The organism is Maribacter algarum (ex Zhang et al. 2020), assembly GCF_005885635.1.
GTDB classification, from domain to species: domain Bacteria; phylum Bacteroidota; class Bacteroidia; order Flavobacteriales; family Flavobacteriaceae; genus Maribacter_C; species Maribacter_C algarum.
On sequence record NZ_VATY01000004.1, the window covers coordinates 243,119 to 262,394 of the forward strand.

The 19,276-nt window shown below is 37.5% G+C and carries 11 protein-coding genes and 1 pseudogene; 2 read left to right on the forward strand and 10 right to left on the reverse strand.

Annotation, left to right across the window (positions count from 1 at the left end; translation table 11 throughout):
- Positions 1 to 53 precede the first annotated feature (53 nt).
- From FEE95_RS18095 to FEE95_RS22535, 6 genes and pseudogenes are all read right to left on the reverse strand, one after another.
- Positions 54 to 2,966: a glycoside hydrolase family 3 N-terminal domain-containing protein gene (locus FEE95_RS18095; RefSeq protein WP_138659575.1), complete on the reverse strand. Its 2,913-nt coding sequence runs from the start codon at positions 2,964 to 2,966 to the stop codon at positions 54 to 56.
- 154 nt (positions 2,967 to 3,120) lie between these two features.
- Entirely contained in the window at positions 3,121 to 3,603 is a 483-nt protein-coding gene (locus tag FEE95_RS18100) for an ABC transporter ATPase (protein WP_138659432.1), read from the reverse strand.
- 73 nt (positions 3,604 to 3,676) lie between these two features.
- Entirely contained in the window at positions 3,677 to 4,468 is a 792-nt protein-coding gene (locus FEE95_RS18105) for a (Fe-S)-binding protein (protein WP_138659433.1), read from the reverse strand.
- 11 nt (positions 4,469 to 4,479) lie between these two features.
- Positions 4,480 to 5,790: a 4Fe-4S dicluster domain-containing protein gene (locus FEE95_RS18110; protein WP_138659434.1), complete on the reverse strand. Its 1,311-nt coding sequence runs from the start codon at positions 5,788 to 5,790 to the stop codon at positions 4,480 to 4,482.
- Positions 5,791 to 5,793: 3 nt separating this feature from the next.
- Positions 5,794 to 6,756: an MlaD family protein gene (locus FEE95_RS18115; RefSeq protein WP_138659435.1), complete on the reverse strand. Its 963-nt coding sequence runs from the start codon at positions 6,754 to 6,756 to the stop codon at positions 5,794 to 5,796.
- A 760-nt stretch (positions 6,757 to 7,516) separates the two neighbouring features.
- Positions 7,517 to 8,290: pseudogene (locus FEE95_RS22535) on the reverse strand (N-acetylmuramoyl-L-alanine amidase family protein); the annotation flags it as partial.
- Positions 8,291 to 8,421: 131 nt separating this feature from the next.
- Here FEE95_RS22535 and FEE95_RS18125 point away from each other — a divergent pair.
- Positions 8,422 to 11,175, forward strand: coding sequence for a putative LPS assembly protein LptD (locus FEE95_RS18125; protein WP_138659437.1), 2,754 nt, complete (start codon positions 8,422 to 8,424; stop codon positions 11,173 to 11,175).
- A gap of 91 nt (positions 11,176 to 11,266) precedes the next feature.
- Positions 11,267 to 11,647: a Rid family detoxifying hydrolase gene (locus FEE95_RS18130; RefSeq protein ID WP_138659438.1), complete on the forward strand. Its 381-nt coding sequence runs from the start codon at positions 11,267 to 11,269 to the stop codon at positions 11,645 to 11,647.
- A gap of 7 nt (positions 11,648 to 11,654) precedes the next feature.
- Here the strand turns inward: FEE95_RS18130 and FEE95_RS18135 are convergent, their stop codons facing one another.
- The 4 genes from FEE95_RS18135 to FEE95_RS18150 form a co-directional block, all read right to left on the reverse strand.
- Positions 11,655 to 12,506: an N-acetylglucosamine kinase gene (locus FEE95_RS18135; protein ID WP_138659439.1), complete on the reverse strand. Its 852-nt coding sequence runs from the start codon at positions 12,504 to 12,506 to the stop codon at positions 11,655 to 11,657.
- 80 nt (positions 12,507 to 12,586) lie between these two features.
- Entirely contained in the window at positions 12,587 to 13,588 is a 1,002-nt protein-coding gene (gene gap / locus FEE95_RS18140; protein ID WP_138659440.1) for a type I glyceraldehyde-3-phosphate dehydrogenase, read from the reverse strand.
- A 25-nt stretch (positions 13,589 to 13,613) separates the two neighbouring features.
- The gene (gene pfkA, locus FEE95_RS18145; protein WP_138659441.1) at positions 13,614 to 14,600 is read right to left on the reverse strand and encodes a 6-phosphofructokinase; all 987 of its coding nucleotides are present in this window, start codon (positions 14,598 to 14,600) and stop codon (positions 13,614 to 13,616) included.
- A gap of 156 nt (positions 14,601 to 14,756) precedes the next feature.
- Positions 14,757 to 19,271 carry a translocation/assembly module TamB domain-containing protein gene (locus FEE95_RS18150; protein ID WP_317129263.1) on the reverse strand — a complete coding sequence of 1,505 codons (4,515 nt, stop codon included), beginning with the start codon at positions 19,269 to 19,271 and terminating at the stop codon, positions 14,757 to 14,759.
- Positions 19,272 to 19,276 lie beyond the last annotated feature (5 nt).

Genomic DNA, 19,276 nt, shown 5'->3' on the forward strand with positions numbered 1-19,276 from the left:
AGATTTAAGTCGTCTTTTAGCCAATTTATTTACATTTATTTTAAGAGAGTATCTTAATCGATTATGGCGTCGTAAATAGCTTTCTGGATTCTTGTGCGTAAACCAGATTTTACAAGTAAGGTGTTTGAAGCTGAGGGATATGTTCTATTCGAGAGAAAAACGTAAACAATTTCTTTTTCAGGGTCGGCCCAGGTATAGGTGCCTGTGAAGCCACTATGTCCAAAACTTTTTCTTGAAACACAACCACAAGTTGGACCCTTATCACGCAATTGTGGTTTATCAAATCCCACACCCCTTCTTACCTTCTTATTACAAAAGTAACAAGTATTGAATTTTTTAACCGTTCTTCCATCTAAAAACCGAACACCACCATACGTACCTCCTTGCAGGTACATCTGCATAATTTTTGCCACATCGTTAGCATTGCTAAAGAGTCCTGCATGACCTCCTACCCCACCTTGCATTGCAGCACCCATATCGTGAACATAACCTTGTACAGTCTGATACCTGTAGTAATTATCCTCTTCTGATGGTACAATCCTTTTTTTAGAAAATTTCTCCAATGGATTGTAGCTAGTATTTGTTGCGCCCAAGGGCTGGTATAAAAATTCATCTGCTAACTTGTCTAAACGCTTCGTGTTTTTATCCTCAATGTATTTTTTCATAACATAATAGGCCACATCGCTATAGCGGTATCTATTCGACTTTAAATCTTGTCTACCAATACGATTGTAAATTGAATCCTTATAATCATCCGTCAAGTATAGATTATCAGTGACTTTTGTAGAAAATCCTTTTAGGGGTTTGTTTCTGTAAAATTCTCCTGAAGGTTTTCTTTTTTCATCCAAGGTACTTACATAAAAAGCAATCCATGCCGGAAGTCTTCCGTAGTGCGATAATGCTTTAAGTACAGTTACATTTTTCAACTCCGTATCGGCATATTCAGGTACTAAATCAGCAAAAGTGTTGTTAAGGCGAATCTTCCCTTCTTCTTCCATCTTCATTACAACAGGCAGGGTTGCTAATATTTTAGTTATAGAAGCTAAATCGTAGATGTGATTTGGAGTGATTTTTTCTTCTGATTTATAGGTAGGTTTTCCAAAACCTTTATTATAAATTACTTTTCCCTTACGGGCAATCAGTACCTGAGCTCCCGGATACATTAAAGAATCAAGTCCATCTTGAACCAATTTATCCACTTCAGCAAGTTTAGAAACATCGAAACCCACACGCTCTGGAAAACTATAACCTAAACGTAAAAGGGACTTCAACTGTACACTAGAATTCACACCAAATTCTTTATGTCCTGAAACCGGCAAAACACCCTTTGCTGGGATTGCACCAAAAATCAACTGCGCTGTTTTTTCCTGTGCCAACTTACTATTTTGATGAGCTACCACCACCCCATCAATATTTTTAAAAGAACTAACGCCCAGTAAAGCGTATGGTTTGGCAAAAACAGAAAGTATCACATTTGAACTACGTTCTTTAGCAATCTCTTGTAACCAAGTCTTTTCTTTCGCACTAAAACTATAAGCCTTCCATGGGCTTGCATTGCTCTTATGGAGGCCGATAATGACCAGGTTGTACTCCTTTAATTTTTTCTTTAAAGTACCAATGTCTTTCCCATTGACTTGAGTAACATTAGCATATTTATTAAGCTCACTTAGAAAAGGGGCATTGTCAGCGTCCCCGAACTTTACATATGCGATTTTCTTGTTTTCCAGCTTTTTAATACCCATTAAATAATAGGCATTTTTAACTACTGTAATTGCATTTTCAATAGCTTCTTCATAAACCAAATCATCTGAACGTGAGTTCAAATCTTCATAAAGATTCTTCAGTGCTATTGGGCGATATTTATGTAAACCAGCTTTGTATTTGGCCATCAATATTTTCTTCACTGAGCTAGCCAAACGCTTTTCAGTAATTTTACCCTTTTTGTATGCCTTTACCAACTTCTCCTTTGCCTTTGACACCTCGGTGGGCATCAGTAACATGTCATTGCCAGCTAAAAAAGCTTTTACTTCAACATCACCATTCTTTCCAGTATTGGCGACACCACTCATATTTAGTGCATCGGTAAAAATCAATCCTTCGAAGCCCATTTGTTCTTTAAGAATTCCGGAAATAATTTGTTCAGAAAGTGATGAAGGTAGTCCTTTTTTAAGTTCTAAAGCCGGGACTTCTAAATGTGCAACCATTATACTACTGACTCCAGCATCAATTAATTTTTTATAGGGATATAGTTCGATACTATCCAGCCTTGATTTTGGAAAATCAATTATGGGCAGGGCTTTGTGAGAATCTGTTGCAGTATCTCCATGTCCCGGAAAGTGTTTACCACTTGAAAGTACGCCTGCACTCTCCATACCTTTTACAAAAGCAACTCCTTTTTCCGTCACATTTTCTCGGTCTTCACCAAAAGAACGACTGCCGATTATCGGATTTCTTGGATTAATATTGATATCAACATCTGGCGCAAAATTAATATGCACCCCCAATCGCTTCGCATGTTTACCAATTTGTTTTCCCACTTTCTCAACTATTCTATTATCAGAAATAGCACCAAGGGTCATGTTATAGGGAAAAGCGTATGTGGAATCCAATCGCATGGAAAGTCCCCATTCGGCGTCCATACCAATAAGTAAAGGGGTCTTGGAAATTTTTTGGTAGGAATTGGTCAACTTGGCTTGTCTCACTGGGCCTCCTGTAGAAAAAATTACTCCTCCAATATGTTCGTCTCGAATAAGTTGTGCAATCTTATCGGTAGCAGATTTGTTTTGATCGGAGGCAACACTAACCATAAAGAGTTGACCAAGTCGTTCTTCCAAAGACATGGCGTTGTACTTAGAATCCACCCATCTTTTTTGGGAAACGCTATCCTTGACCACAAGTGGGTTGCTCTGCGCATTTGCACAAAAGACGGCAAGTAAAAATAAAGGGAGAACTCTTAAAACACGCATATTCGATCGGTCTATCAAAATAACTGTAAACACTTGCATTTATTGCATTTCATCGGATTTATCAAACACTTCATCTTTGATAAAGCCACAATGCCACCTATCTAATTTCAAAACCCGTACCAAAACTGTCTAAAAGCGAAGTAGGATTGAAATTTTACATAAAGCGGCTGTGCCAACTTTCAGAGGCTGGAACTTCCCAATGTTCTAGATATTCACCCTTAGTGGCAACCAAATTGTTGAACACAATTGTTTTTGCAGAAACGGCTTTTTGCTTAGCCATCTTTTTAAAATCCAAAAGGGACTTATAAGCAACAAAATCACCTTGTTTATAGGATACATTCATTTTGTCTAACAATTCGACATTATATTTCTTTTCCAAATGCTGAATAAAATGAACAGATGCATCGATACTACAACCAGATGCAGAAGTCAACGACTGGTCTAAACCTACAATAATAAAACGATTGTATCGAATTTCAAAACCGGCCTTCAAGTCTTGACCATGGGCAGTCCATTCTGAAATAAAGGCACAGAATGCCTCTTTCAATTCAACTAATTCGTTTGGACCAAAACTCCTATTTGCCTGATATATCCATACTCTTGAAGTATCTGGAAGGGATTCAAATTCTACTAGCATATTTTAAAGTTCAAATTCAAGTATCAAACACAAGTTCAAATACTTAAGTATGTTTGGGGTAGTATAACTATTTCTACAAATCCTCAGCTGTAGCAATTAATTCTGCAATATCCATGACGGCTACTGATGCTTCTTTTTCTTTATTTTTTACACCATCGGTCATCATAGTGTTACAAAAAGGACAACCAGCCGCTATGATTTCAGGTTTGGTTTCTAAAGCTTGCTCCGTTCGTTCGATATTAATGTCTTTATCTCCTTTTTCGGGTTCTTTAAACATTTGTGCGCCACCAGCCCCACAACATAATCCTCGCGTTTTACAACTTTTCATTTCAACCAGCTCTGCATCTAGTTTCTGAATGAGCTCCCTTGGAGCTTCATAAACTCCGTTTGCCCTTCCCAAATAACAAGGGTCATGGAATGTGATGCGCTTGCCCTTGTATTGACCACCTTCCATGGTAATTCTTCCTTCAGAAAGCAGTTGTTTTAAAAACTGTGTGTGATGAACCACTTCATAATTTCCTCCCAGTCCTGGATATTCGTTTTTTAAGGTATTAAAGCAGTGCGGACATGCGGTTACCACCTTTTTCACCTCGTAAGCGTTCATCACCTCAATATTGGTTACCGCCTGCATTTGAAAAAGAAATTCGTTTCCCGATCGTTTGGCTGGGTCTCCAGAACAGCTTTCCTCAGTTCCCAATACCGCGAAAGAAACATTCGCTTTATTCAAAATTTTGACAAAAGCTTTGGTAATCTTTTTTGCCCTATCATCAAAACTACCTGCACAGCCCACCCAAAATAAAACTTCAGGTTGCTTACCAGCCGCAAAAAGCTCAGCCATCGTCGGTACCCTCAATGTATTCTCCATAAACTATTTTTTTAAGATTCTTCCGCCCAATTCAGACGATCCATCTGATTGAAAGGCCAAGGGGCTCCGTTATTTTCAATGTTGCCCATCATATTATTTAAATCAGATGGCGCGGCAGATTGCTCCATGACCAAATACTGACGCATATCCATAATAATGGATAAGGGATCAATACTTACTGGACAAGCCTGAACACAAGCGTTACAAGATGTACATGCCCATAGCTCTTCATGAGATATATAATCTCCTAAGAGTTGTTTTCCGTCATCTACAAAGGTCCCTTTGTTAGCTTCAATATTTTTACCAACCTCCTCCAGTCGATCACGAGTATCCATCATAATCTTTCTTGGGGAAAGTTTTTTTCCAGTCTGATTGGCAGGGCACTCACTTGTACACCGACCACATTCTGTACAGGTATAGGAATTTAATAGTTGAACCCAACTCAAATCAGTAACATCAGAAGCCCCAAATTTTTCAGGGTCTGGGGCATCCTCAGCTGGTGCCGCAAAAGGGTCAGCATTAGGGTCCATCATTAACTTTACCTCTTGAGTAACTGCATCATTATTCTTGAACTGCCCTTGCGGAATTAATTTTCCATAGAATGTATTTGGAAAAGCCAATAGAATATGTAGATGTTTGGAATAATATAGATAGTTCAGGAAGATTAAAATGCCGATGATATGCAACCACCAAGCACTACGTTCGATTAAGGGCAAAGTACTTTTAGATAATCCGCTAAATAAAGGAGCAAGGTATTGACTTATAACATTACCTGATTCCAATTCTTGGAACTGAACATCAGTTGCGTTCATTACCAAAAACAGACACATCAGAACTACTTCAAAATATAGAATTATATTGCCATCATTCTTCGGCCATCCAGTCATTTCCTTACTCAGGAAACGCTTTATTTTTATAATATTCCTCCGAATCCAAAAAACTATTACAGCAACTAAAACCAGTACGGCTAAAACTTCAAAAGAACCGATAAGAAATCCGTAGATAGATGTATTTAAAACTTTTAATCCTATACGATGCGTTCCAAAAAGACCGTCAATAATAATCTCTAGAACTTCAATATTGATGATTACAAAACCTATGTAAACAATAATGTGAAGAAATCCTGCAATTGGTCGAACCACCATTTTGGTTTGCCCCAGTGCAATTTTAGCCATGTTCTTCCAACGTTGTGGCTTATTATCAGATACATCCACATCCTTGCCGAGGTTGATGTTTCTTCGAAGTCTTAAAACATTCTTAGCAAAGAAACCAATACCAGCAATAAGGATAATAGCAAATAAAATCTGGGGAAGATAATTCATGTTTTAATTTTCTATTTGTTCCGCAGGGTCTTCTTCAGGAACTTCATATTGCTTTTGTTTTTTTCCAAAAACAGAAACATTTACATAACGTTTCGGATTCAGTCTAAAATCTTGAAGTAATAAATCAAGCTCGCGTGACGCATTGTTCAAATTCGTATACAATTCCTCATCCTTCATCAACTTTCCAATTGTTCCGTCACCCTTTTCAATTCGCGACATCAAATTATTCAAATTTGAAACGGTACCTTCAAGACTGGCCAAAGTACGTCCCAAACCAGCATTATTAAGAGAATCTGAAAGCTTTGCAAAATTTGAAGTCAACTCCTCAAAATTAGTAAGTGACTTATCTAACTTACTTTCGTTATTCTTCAATAACCTATTTAAGGTTCCACCTGCCCCTTTCAAATCAGCCATTAAAGCACTTAAATCACTTATGGCCTTTCTTAAATCACCCTTGGCCTTAGTGTCTAAAACCTCATTTACATTTAACATTACGGAATCCGCATCAGTTAAAGCAGATTCAAATTTTTCTAGAATTGGCGATAATTTTTGGTCCGCAACTTCACTCAAACTTGCTTTTCTTGAAGTTTCCAAATAATCTCCAGTTGCAACGGCAGCCCCTTCAAAAGATGGGTTTATGCGAAGTCCTTTACCCCCAATCAAACCAGTATCATATAATTCAACTGTACTTTGTTTAGTGAAAATCAAATCTCTATTCACTGAGAAAGCAACCAATAATTTTCCTGAAGCGTCTTTAAACTTTACCGTATTCACCGTACCTACATTTTTACCATTAATGGAAACAGCGGTACCTGGCTGCAGGCCTCCGACATCATCATAGATGGCATAAAGAGTTAAATCATTGTCAAAAATGGATGTGGATTTTAGAAAGCTGTAACCAAAAATGACACATAATATGCCCATTACAACGATAAGTCCCGTCTTAATTTCCCTGGATAATTTCAAAAGGATGGTTTTAGGATTCAAAACAAAATTAGAAATAAATATTCGGACATGGTTATTATTCTGAAACCATTTTAATGGCCTGCGGTGTGGGAATACGAACACCATCCTTATAAGCAACGATGTAGCTAGTCGGATAACCTTTAGAATCAGCAGTCTTTTTAAGTAGCTGTGCATCTCTATAAGAGTTAGCCTTACCATACATATAACGATACAGATTTTTGTAAGGCTCTTTTGATAGCTTATTAAGTCCGTTAAAGCGGCTAGGCTCCAAAGGCAAGTTTTTTGAACCCGCCATAAGCTGAACTCTAAATTCTACGCTTGATGCCGATTTAACTGGTTTAGCTACTTCCTTCTTCACAATAACAGGTTCTCTCTTCTCAACTACTGACGGTTTGGGTTTTTCTATGATTTCTTCAGCCGTTTCAACAACCTGCGGCTTTTCTTCAACCACTACCTCATCTTTTGTTACAACTTCGGCTACTTCAGTAATCTTTTGTTCTTCTTTTACAACGTCAATCATATCGGGAGCTTCTTTTTCCTTAGCGGCAATTTTTTCCTCCAAGGTCTTTTTAACAACTTCTTTGGCTGCAGGTTGATTTTGCATAGGATTCGCTCCAGGGTCTTTGGCAAACTCCTCAGCGGCACTTACTTCTTTTTTAGGAGTACTTTTTTCTACTCGTGGGGTATTAGTAACAACTTCTTTTTCAGGGTCTGGAACTGGCATGATAACTTTTTTTGGAGCTTGCGCTAAACTAGATGCCACACCACCCTTATAAGACAAAATAGCTTCGGCAATAGCAGTACCCATTTCTGATTGTCCTTTTTTAGAATTTAAATAAGCACCTTCCTTATCATTGGTTAGAAATCCTGTTTCCACTAGAACACTAGGCATAAAAGTTTGATGCAAAACGATAAAACCTGCCTGTTTTACCTCTCTGTCTTTTCGTTTAAGTTTTCCGGTGAAATTTTCTTGTATCGTTTTTGCCAAAGAAATGCTCTGATCTAAGAATTCTTCTTGCATAATAGTTAGGCCAATGACTGATTCGGGAGAATTGATATCGTAATCGGCATATCTAGTTTCATAATTATCTTCTAAGTAAATTACAGAGTTCTCTTTCTTGGCAATTTCAAAGTTTTGCTTGTTTGCATGAAGCCCTAAGACAAAAGTACCAGCTCCATAGGCATCTGAGGAATGTGAATCGCAATGAACGGATACAAAAAGATCAGCATTAGCCTTGTTAGCGATCTCCCCACGAACGAATAAATCGATAAAAGTATCGTCTTTTCTGGTATAGATGACTTTAATATTTGGATCTGATTCTAATAACTGCCCCACTTTTAAAACTATATTCAAAGCTATATTCTTTTCCAAATACCCGTTTCCTAGATTACCAGGGTCATGACCACCATGCCCCGCGTCAAGAACAACTACAAACGGGTCATCAATGTTTTCTTCAACGTCATTTTTGACAAATGAAGTCAACAACAGCACCAAGAGCGAAAAGGGGATAACAAAAAAACGTTTCGTATTCATAGAAATGAGGTGTTTAGGTCCTTTCAATATGGTTAAATTTATTGTAATGCCCTATTAAAGGAACAAAAAATATATGTAAGTTTGATCTCCTAAAGTGAAGCCAAACCTTTACAAAAATAGGATTTATAGCCTTGCAATCAAATAAACATTATTTACTTTTCCTCTTCCTACTTTTAATTGGTACGCTTTCTGGGCTGGCGCAGGAAGACCAGATAATTAGTTTGCCCATCAAGGCAGAAAAGGATACAATAGTTGCTCCTCTCTTTCCAAGACCTGTTGAAAAAGACAGCATTTCAAAAGATTCTACTGAAATTACTGGTGCTAATGGAGGTTCTCCACTCTTGCTTGACAAGATTCAATATAAGGCCAAAGATTCCATAATTTTAAGTCAAAAGAATCAAAAAATCTATCTCTACAATGAGGCGGAAATATACTATCAAGACACTGAACTCAAGGCCGGAATAATCATTATGGACTATGTTAACAACGAGGTATATGCAGGCCGTATTAAAGATTCATTAGGAGTTTACTCTCAACTACCTTATTTCAAACAAGGAGAGCAGGTAGTAATCCCCGATTCCATCAGGTTTAATTTCGATTCTCAAAAAGCCTTGATATTTAACTCAAGAACTGAGCAACAAGCAGGGGCCGGTCAACTAGGTAGTGACGCCATGAAGGTATATGCAGAAATCACAAAAAAAGAGAATGATTCGGTCTATTTTATGAACGAGGCAAAAATCACCACTGCAGAAGATACCATCAACCCTGATTACTACATACGGGTTCGAAAAGCCAAATTGGTGCCGGGTAAAAAAGTAATTGCTGGCTTGAGCAACATCTACATTGCCGACGTGCCAACGCCTATCGGATTGCCTTTTGCCTATTTCCCATTAAGTGTAGGAAGAACAGCTGGTCTTCTGATGCCCTCAATAGGTAACGATCCTAATCGAGGCTATTTTTTGCAAAATGGTGGTTATTATCTACCTATCGGTGATAATTTAGATATTGAGTTGACTGGAGACTTTTATACGAATGGAAGTTGGGGAATCAGGTCGCGCTCGAACTATGTAAAGCGTTATAAGTACAGAGGAAATATTAACGTCACTTATCAGAATCTAGTCACTAGCCAAAAAGGATTCAGTGATTTCAGTCGAAGTTCAAACTATAACATTCAAATATCTCATTCTCAAGACACTAAAGCGAGTCCCAATTCAAGATTTTCCGCTTCGGTCAACCTCGGTAGTAGTCAGTTCTTTCAAAACTCTTTGGGTAGGGTAAGTAGCGCCAATTTATTGCGGAATAATAACTCTTCTTCCATTTCGTATTCTAAGACCTTGCCAGCCTATCCTTCCATAAATATGAGTTTGACCGCCACTCATAGTCAAGATACATCCCCTGGGTCAACAGACGACGGTAAAGACAATATCCAAATGACACTTCCAACTTTTCAAGGAAGTATGGAGCGTATTTTTCCCTTTGTTAAAAGAGATGGAATAAAAAAGGGTATTTTTCAGAATATCAATTTACAGTATGATGTGAATGCTCGATATTCATTAACCACGAATGATGAAGACTTTCTTACTGGAGCAATGTTCGAAAATGCTCGTTTTGGCGCCAGACATAGAATACCTATTAGCACCAACTTTAAATTACTGAAGTACCTGAGTGTAACCATGGGAGGTAACTACGAAGATGTATGGACTGCAGAAACATTCAATCAAAGATTTGTTGAGGCAGAAGACCCAACTCAACGAGGAACGGTCGTAAGAGACACTGTTGCCGGTTTTGACCGTTACAATACGTATAATTTTAGCGCCAGCATAGGAACAACGATTTATGGTACGTTTCGATTTGGAGACGACAAAAAAGTGCAGGCGATCCGTCATGTAATGCGTCCGTCCATAAGTTACGGTTATGCTCCATCATTTGACCAGTTTTATGACGAATATATTGGAGAAAATGGAGAAGTAGTTCAATTTAGTAGATTCGAAGGAACACTAAATGGTGCACCTCGTCTGGGCAAATCAAATAGTTTGAGTTTTTCTTTAGCAAATACCTTAGAGGCCAAAGTACGCAATAAGGATTCTACTATTACTGAACCAAAGAAAGTTCCAATTTTAAGTAATTTCAATATATCCACAGGGTATAATCTAGAAGCGGATTCCCTGAAGTTAAGTCCATTAAGTGTTAACGGGGGTACTAACATCTTGAACAATAAGATGTCGATTAACTTTTCAGCAGGCTTAGACCCCTATGCGATTGACAATAACGGTAGGCGAGTCAATACATTTAATATAGACAATGGAGGTAGCTTATTACGTTTAACAAGAGCCAATGTCAATATTGGCTATCGCATCGATAGCGAAATGTTCGGCAAAAAAGATGAGGAAGAAGAGGAACCAGATGAGGAACTGGATGAAGAAGCCGGCCAATATGATTATTCTGCACAAGAGGAGATTAACAATCCTTTTGAGAAAGTAGATGAATTTGGAAATCCCATTTATGAAGAGGACAAACGAAAAGATCAGGATATCGAAAATCCTATTTTTAGCACCAAAATTCCTTGGGATTTCAATCTAGCCTATTCGGCCACCTATAATAACGCAGCACGTCAAAATGAATTCGGGAGTCATTCGATCATGGTAAGGGGGAATATTCAATTAACCCCTCGATGGAAAGTTGGAGGCTCAACCGGGTATGATTTCAAAGGAAAAGGATTTACCTTGACGCAGTTACGATTAGAACGAAAATTAGGTAGTTTTAATTTGCGATTCAATTGGACCCCTTTTGGACAATATAGAAGATGGGATTTCTTTATAGGGATTAGCTCTAGTATTTTGAAAGACTTGAAATGGGAAAATAGAAGCCAACCGCCAAGAAGATAATGCATTGTTTGAATTGTTTACTTGATGATTCAGTCTAATAAATAAAATATAGATTGCCGCCTCCGCGAGAATTACGATAAAAACATTTTCTATGAAAAAAATAATCAATACCTCAAATGCCCCAGCTCCTATCGGGCCTTATAATCAAGCTGTTTTAAGTGGGAACACCTTATACATTTCTGGACAGATTCCCATGGATGCAGCAACAGGAAATTTAATAGCCGGTGATATTAAAGCCGAAACCAAAAAATGCATGGAGAATCTCAAAGCAATTCTTAATGAAGCAGATATGGGTTTTGAACATGTAGTAAAGTCTTCTATATTCTTGGCTGACATGAACCAATTCTCTCAGGTAAACGAAGTTTACGGTGCATATTTCAACGCCGAAACAGCTCCGGCCAGAGAAACTGTTGAAGTAGCAAACTTACCTAAGTTTGTAAATGTAGAAATTTCAATGATTGCAGCACTATAGTATAGGCTTAGATGGTTTCTTTGTGAAACTCTACTAGCCCTTCGATCGGTCTTTGACGAATAACTCCGACAATAAGATCGTTTCGCTTTAAAACAGTTATTAGCTCTTCTTTTAGATAATGCGCAATGCTTCCTACAAAGTTGATTGGTACCTTGGTGGCCAATTCAAACTGCATGATATAGTTGTTAACAAACTGCTGAAAACCTTTATCTATTACGCCCTTACAATACGGATGATCTTTATTTTCTACTAAAAATCGGGCGAAAGTTGCCAAATAAGTATTTGGATTGGGTTGCTTGTAGAGGTTTTCTTTGATAACATCTGCATCCAAATCATAACCTTTGGCAAATTTCATTGCTAAATCTTGTGGCATTTTATGGAAGTAATAATCGCGAATCAATTTTCTGCCGAAGAAATTACCGCTACCATCATCCATAGGAATATAGCCTAATGAAGTAACCTTTTGAAAAAGTTGATGTCCGTCATAATAGCTACAATTTGACCCAGTACCAAGAATACAGACAATACCTTGGTGACCAATTTTCGTGGTTGAAAAAATCGCAGCATAAGTATCTTCCTTAACTTCAGCTTTTGCATTAGGAAAGAAATCAGAAAAAATTTCCTTTAAGAACTTTTTCATTCTATCTGTTCCGCAGCCTGCTCCATAAAAATATAACCGAGTGACCTTTTCCTTGTTTTTTGATAGTTCAAAATTGTTGGCCAACCGATCTTCAATAACCGCTTTAGTCAAAACTTCAGGACTTAAGCCTAAAGTTTGGGTAAGGAACAATTGTTCTCCTTTTTCATCAAGAGCAATCCAGTCTGCTTTGGTTGCACCACTATCAACAATCAATATCATAGAATGATTTTTAAAAATAGTATCCTGAAAACAAGTGTAAACCACTAATCTTCAGGATACCATAAATATAAACTTTTTGTTTATAAACTAGCTACATGCTGCGTAAGATCTACCATTTTATTGGAGAATCCTGCTTCATTATCATACCAAGAGATTATTTTATAAAAACCAGAATTTAGCTCAATACATGCTTCTGCATCGAAAATACTAGTTCTAGCATCTCCCACAAAGTCTTGAGAAACAACACTTTCATCTGTATAACCTAACACACCATTAAGTTCTCCTTCTGAAGCCGCTTTGAATGCTTTTTTAATCTCACCTAAGGAAGTTTCTTTTTTAACCCGAACTGTTAAATCAACAACAGAAACGTCAGCGGTTGGAACTCTAAACGCCATTCCAGTTAATTTTCCTGTTAAAGCTGGTATAACTTTAGTAACTGCAATAGCAGCACCTGTAGTTGATGGAATAATATTCAACATTGCAGAACGACCTAAACGATAGTTCTTTCTGGATGGAGAATCAACTGTAAATTGTGTTGAAGTACTAGCGTGAATTGTAGTCATTAAAGCCTCTTCTATTCCGAAGTTATCATCTAAGACTTTTGCCACAGGAGCTAAACAGTTTGTAGTACAAGATGCATTGGAAACAATAGTATCGGATGCTTGTACATTTTTGTGGTTAACGCCGTAAACAAACATTGGGGCATCCTTTGAAGGCGCAGAAATAACAACCTTTTTAGCGCCACCATCAATATGATATTGAGCCGTTTCCAAAGTGGTAAAGATTCCTGTACATTCATTAACTATTTCTGCCCCAACAGCATCCCATCCGATGTTCTTTGGATCTCTTTCCGCTGTAATCCGTACCGTTTTTCCGTTAACTACTAAATTTCCATTTTCTACTTCAACCGTTCCGTCAAATCTACCGTGAACAGAATCATATTTTAATAAGTATGCAAGATGTTCAACATCCAAAAGGTCATTAATAGCAACTACGTCAACGTCACCTCTTTTTACGGTAGTTCTGAATACCAGTCTACCTATTCTTCCAAATCCGTTAATTCCTATTTTTAAGTTTGACATTTTCTTCTTTTTAAGTGTTTTTATATTATGTTGTCATTATATCTGAAACTCGAATGAGTTCGCTATCTATTTTTGTATGTCCTTTTATGGCCTTGCTTATTGGTGTTAAGGTCAACTCGTTGTTCTGAATACCTACCATTAGATTCGTTTTTCCTTCCAACAGAGTCTCTACAGCTTTCACTCCCATTCTACTAGCCAATACTCGGTCGTAACAAGAAGGTGCTCCACCGCGCTGCAAATGACCTAATACCGATACTCTAACGTCGTATATCGGCAAGTGCTCTTCTACATATTCTTTTAGCTCAAAAACACTTTTCCCGATTTTATCGCCTTCGGCTACCACGACTATACTGGAAGACTTCCCAGACTTCTTACTGCGCTTTAGGGATTCAACGAGACGTTCTAGGCCTAAATCTTCTTCTGGAATAAGGATTTCCTCTGCACCAGCTCCAACTCCAACATTGAGGGCAATATGACCAACATCTCTCCCCATCACTTCAACAAAAAACAACCGATTGTGGGAGCTAGCCGTGTCTCTAATCTTATCAATTATCTCAACAACCGTATTACAAGCCGTATCAAAACCCAATGTATTGGATGTGCCAAAAATATCATTGTCTATTGTTCCAGGTATACCCATTACCGGGAAACCATACTCTTCATTGAAAATCATTGCTCCTGTAAAACTACCATCTCCACCAATGACCACAAAAGCATCTATTCCTTCAGCTGTTAACTGCTCATATGCTTTTCTGCGCCCCTCGGCCGTTCGGAATTCTTGACATCGAGCGGATTTTAAGATTGTCCCACCTTTGTTGATGATGTTATTTACGCTTCGGGCATCCATGGGTTTGAAGTCCCCTTCAATCATTCCCTGATATCCACGAAAAATACCAACACAGTTTATTTTCAAAAAGGCACATGTTCTGACTACTGCCCGAATGGCGGCATTCATGCCAGGAGAGTCACCTCCTGAGGTAAAAACACCTATCTTTTTTATCTTTGAAGCCATGGAAAAATTAAGCCAACGAAATTAGCAAACTTATTCGAATTATAGAACCATAAGAGGTCTTAATTTCGAATCATTTTACCACTAAAACGTTTTCGTGTGCTCGATAACACCAAAGTTGTTTAGAATACAACTAATAGGTTGGATTTTGTAGTAAAACTAACGCAAACCTTTGTTCTTAGTATAGAATCTTACCAGACTATCATTCCCCATTACAGATACCGGCTGTGTTTTCGGTTTTTCAGGCTTCTTCTGAGGCTCTTCTTCTTCGCCTTTCTTGAAAATTTTTCTCCATAATTCCTTGAAATTATCAAAATCTACTTCATAAGAGAGTCCAGCACCCTGAGTAGAACCAAGATTATCAGCCAGAATTTCTTGTACATCACCTTGTCGACTAAAGAACTTTGCACTCAAGGTGCCCTCTTCATTTAATAATAGCTGAACTTCAACGTCTCCTGCTACTATGGTTTCACTGTTTCCCCCAACAGGCACCCCAACCTTACCATTGATTAAAACCCTTTCACTTAGTTGGGTTGAAACGGTGACTCCTAACCTACTATCTGTGTTAATTGCGGCCGCCCTATCTTGAACACCTTGCTGATAGTCAACTCCAAATTTGAACTTGTCGTCGTTCGAACTTAAAAGCTGATTCAACATACTGGTGACAGACTGAGTTATATTTCCGGTAATTGCCTGTCCTGTATTAACCCCATTTTGATTGTTGACAAAAGAACCTTGCGCTAGTAAGAAAATAGCATTTCTTTCCTCTACGCTGGGATCCTGAAGTTGATACTCCAATTCTGATTTTACAATAGAATTTGTACCAGGAAATTCGATATTAAAGCCAATATCAGGGCTTTCAAGCTCTCCTGTCAAATCGATAACCACATCTGTTGATATACCGCGGGAATAACCTGAGTTATTCAATAGTGGTGCAGGATTAGCATTCAGGTTATAAACTGCTTCCATTCGTATTTGGGCCGCAAGAGGATCTTGTTCCCAATTAACGGTACCTCCAGGTTTAACATCGAAGGTTTTATCAATTAAGCCGCCGAACCTATAATTATACTTGCCGGTTACTACTGCAAACGTTCCAAACATTTCAAATCTGCCACGAGTATTGATTCGCATCAAAACAATGCCTTCTCCTGTTCCACTTAAAACACTACCTGTTTCAGGATCTCTAATTGCTACGGTAGCTTCAGGAGTAATATTCAAGTCAAACTCCAATTCTAAACCTTCTACATCATCCAAAACACGCTGCTCTTCAAAGTCTACCCTATTCTTCTTGTCAATAAAATTAATGAAGGAATAATCTCCTAATGAAGGAGCGTCGCTAAGTGGAATATTTATTGATGTACCCCCAGCTGTTTCTCCATCAACCGTAATTGTAAGTGCTTTAGTAGGTCCAAAAATTCTCCCTGTACCTTTCAAAAAACCTTGGCCAAAATAAAGTTCTTCTTCATCGTATTCCGTATTGAGAATGAGAAGGCGATCATTACTTGCATTAACATTTAAGTCAAGTAGCCAATCTTTGAAATAGGAATGTTTTATGGTACCATCAATTGTTGCTCTAGTTTGCTCAGCAACATCAGTCAAGGCGATTTCGTCAAAATCAAAGGTTTGGTCGATAAGTCTTACTCTTGAATTTGGTGCAAAACTATAGTCCACGTTAAGATAAGGCACGGCAATTCCTGCATTGTCCAAGGTCAGCAATCCATTGATTTCAGGGTTATCTATATTCCCATTTATACGTACGCTGCCATTTAAATCACCTCTTATATTGTCGATTACACCTTCACCCAAGGGGCTAAATGGTTCTAAGTCAAAATCACGAAAATTGGCGAGCAGCTGGGTGGTGGGCATATCTCCCTTATTGCTAATATTGCCAACTACGCCCAATTTTTCGATACCGTTGTCCGTTATTTGAGTGTTTACGACATAGTCGGTAAGGTCTTTATTCCCTACAATTCCCATAGTTAAATCTCCTAATCGTATCCCGTTGATTGAAAAATCATCGATACCTAGATTTGATGAGGGCAGATATATTCCGTCCTTTTGAAAAATATTCAAGGTACCATTGACCTCACCCTCAAGATTAAGGCTGTCAATGACAGGCGCAATTTTATCAAGGGACACAATTTTAAATTGTAATTGTAGGTTTTTTGATGTGGAATCTGCCAAGGTACCGCGAAGACGAATTTGCTCCTCTGCTTCATTATTCATGACAATTTCTTGAATATTGATACTATCTAATGTTCGATTCAGGATAACCTTGTTTTTCGTATCACCATCTTTATTCAAAACCCAAGTATTCCCCTTAAAGCTAACGTCTGAAGTTTTTAAACCGATTACAGATTTGTTTTGCTCATTGAACGTATGGTAGAAATTCAAATTGTAACTATCATTATACTCACTACCTCCCCTAAATTCAGCCCTAAAAAATAAGGTGTCTTTTAAAGTGGTGTTAATTAAATTGAAATCTTTTACGTCATAGTAAGGTGTTGACAGATCACCAACGGAGACGAACGTATTGAATAACGGGTTTTTGTTATCAATTTTCATTTCAATTTGATCTGCCTCTGTTCCAAAAGCAGAAATACTGGGAGATTTAAAATTGAGCTTAAAATCCCCTTCATCAGCAACAATATTTCCTTTGATAAAGGTATTTGGGTCAAACTTAACCTCTGGAAAGAATACATCCACGATTTTGTTATAAATCTTAAAATTGAAGGCTAAAGTCTGTCCCTCAGAAATTTCAAATGGACGGTAGTTCGTATACACCGTGCCCAGGGAGTTTTGTACTAATCTACCCAACTCCTCAACCTTAAATTTTCCTTTAAGATAGCCGGTAATAATATCCGTAGAATTAATATCGATGGTTCTTGTAGAATCCGCTTCAAACGTAGATGAAACCTTAAAATCTTCGAAATAATAGGTGTCGTTTTTATTTTGGAAATTGGTCTTGGTGAATCGAATATCCCCTTCGATGTTGTCAAGGGTATTTCCAGTGATATCCATATTTACATTTCCTTTAAAAATGGAAACACTATCATTTATAAAATTCAATTTTTTTAAATCGGCGTAATCAACGTTAGCAATGAAATTATAATTATTATTACCCGAACCAAATTCAGCTAAACCCTTGAAATTGAATTTCAAATTTTCGTCATTGGCGACCAAAGTACCATCAAACAATTGGTCTTTTACGATTCCAGATACTTTTATGTTTTCGTAGGTATAGCCATTAAAATCAACAGAATACACTTGTCCTATTACTTCGGTATTCAAATTTTCTTGCAAAAAGCCTTTACCTTCCACATTAAAGTCAAACGTAGTTTTCCCTAAACTTTTCCGCTGAGTTAATCCGCCAAGGTCAAAATCTATTAGGGACACGAATCCTTCATATTCGGCATTGTCTATGTTATCTATATTAGTGAGTTTTAAATCTGCGTAACTGCTACCAACAGCGGTATTCAAATTTACCTTTGCATTTATAGCCGTTTCAGACACTAAGGCATCACCTCTAACCGTAAACTGTCCCAATTTTTGAAAGGATGTTGGCAAAGTTCCAAGAATATTAGGAAGAAGAGATCGCAGTTCATAGTAACTTGTAGTGACATTCTTCATTTTAGCATCCATAATAAAGGACACATCCTTTTTAAAAAGGTTCTTAAAATTGAAGTCTCCTCGAATACCGGTATTATCTGATTGAGCAAAGAGCTTTTCTGCATTCAAATCATTCAAAACGCCATTTATACTTGACGCAAAGTTAACTTTTTTGCCCTTTCCAAATTGATTGTAAAGCTTATTAATTTCATCAAAAGCAACGGTCGATTCGGTAAAACTGGCTTGAATCTTTACCTTATTCAAAAAATCTTTGAAATCTTTCCGTTCATAGTTAAAAACAAGATTTCCCTTCAGTTCTGATTCAGGAGTTTTAATTCCTAGAGAATCAAAACGCATTTGCTGCTTGGTATATTTAAAATCTGTGGATAGCTTATCTACTTGAAGCCCCCGATGGCTATTAAATGACATCGCTTTAATATCAACAGTTACTTCCGGACCTAGAATTTGAAAGTCTTCTCCTGAGATATTCAGGTTTTTGAAGTTGAGCATTTCAACTGTCTCGCGATTTTCGTCATGAAGTTTGAATGTACTATTGGCAATTTCAACCTTAGAGGATGAAAAAAAGAAAGGTGGTGTTCCCGGTTTTCGAGGTTTACCATCATCTAATTTATCAATAAATACTTCCAAATTTGTGGAAATTGAGTCCTTATAAGTCTTAAGTTTAAAATCAAGTTCATCTATATCGATATCACCGAATTCTAATTTTCCTTTGGCCAAATTCCTGACATTTAAAATTGAGGTTGTTAGCTCGTTGATATAGAAAAGTGTGTCCTTTTCGTAATCTTCAATATAAACACCTTCTAGCGAGGTATTAAATGAAATAAGGGATACTTTAAGCTTATCAACGTTAATATTTGTTCCGTATTCTTTATTAATTGAATCTGTAGCGAGCTTCGCCAAACGAGTTTGAACAAAAGGTGCGGAGAGAATAAGAGTCCCCAAAACACATATCAGTATCAATACCAATACGGTTCGAAGCAATATTTTTCTCAGTTTCTTGATAGGACTTTTATGTTTTACCTTTGCTTTTTGGTTGTACTTCAATTTTT

Excerpts from the sequence above, each read along its gene's own strand:
- FEE95_RS18095 (WP_138659575.1), bottom strand. The coding sequence starts at position 2,966 with ATGCGTGTTTTAAGAGTTCTCCCTTTATTTTTACTTGCCGTCTTTTGT.
- gap (WP_138659440.1), bottom strand. The coding sequence starts at position 13,588 with ATGTCAAACTTAAAAATAGGAATTAACGGATTTGGAAGAATAGGTAGA.
- FEE95_RS18130 (WP_138659438.1), top strand. The coding sequence starts at position 11,267 with ATGAAAAAAATAATCAATACCTCAAATGCCCCAGCTCCTATCGGGCCT.
- FEE95_RS18135 (WP_138659439.1), bottom strand. The coding sequence starts at position 12,506 with ATGATATTGATTGTTGATAGTGGTGCAACCAAAGCAGACTGGATTGCT.
- FEE95_RS18100 (WP_138659432.1), bottom strand. The coding sequence starts at position 3,603 with ATGCTAGTAGAATTTGAATCCCTTCCAGATACTTCAAGAGTATGGATA.
- pfkA (WP_138659441.1), bottom strand. The coding sequence starts at position 14,600 with ATGGCTTCAAAGATAAAAAAGATAGGTGTTTTTACCTCAGGAGGTGAC.
- FEE95_RS18110 (WP_138659434.1), bottom strand. The coding sequence starts at position 5,790 with ATGAATTATCTTCCCCAGATTTTATTTGCTATTATCCTTATTGCTGGT.
- FEE95_RS18105 (WP_138659433.1), bottom strand. The coding sequence starts at position 4,468 with ATGGAGAATACATTGAGGGTACCGACGATGGCTGAGCTTTTTGCGGCT.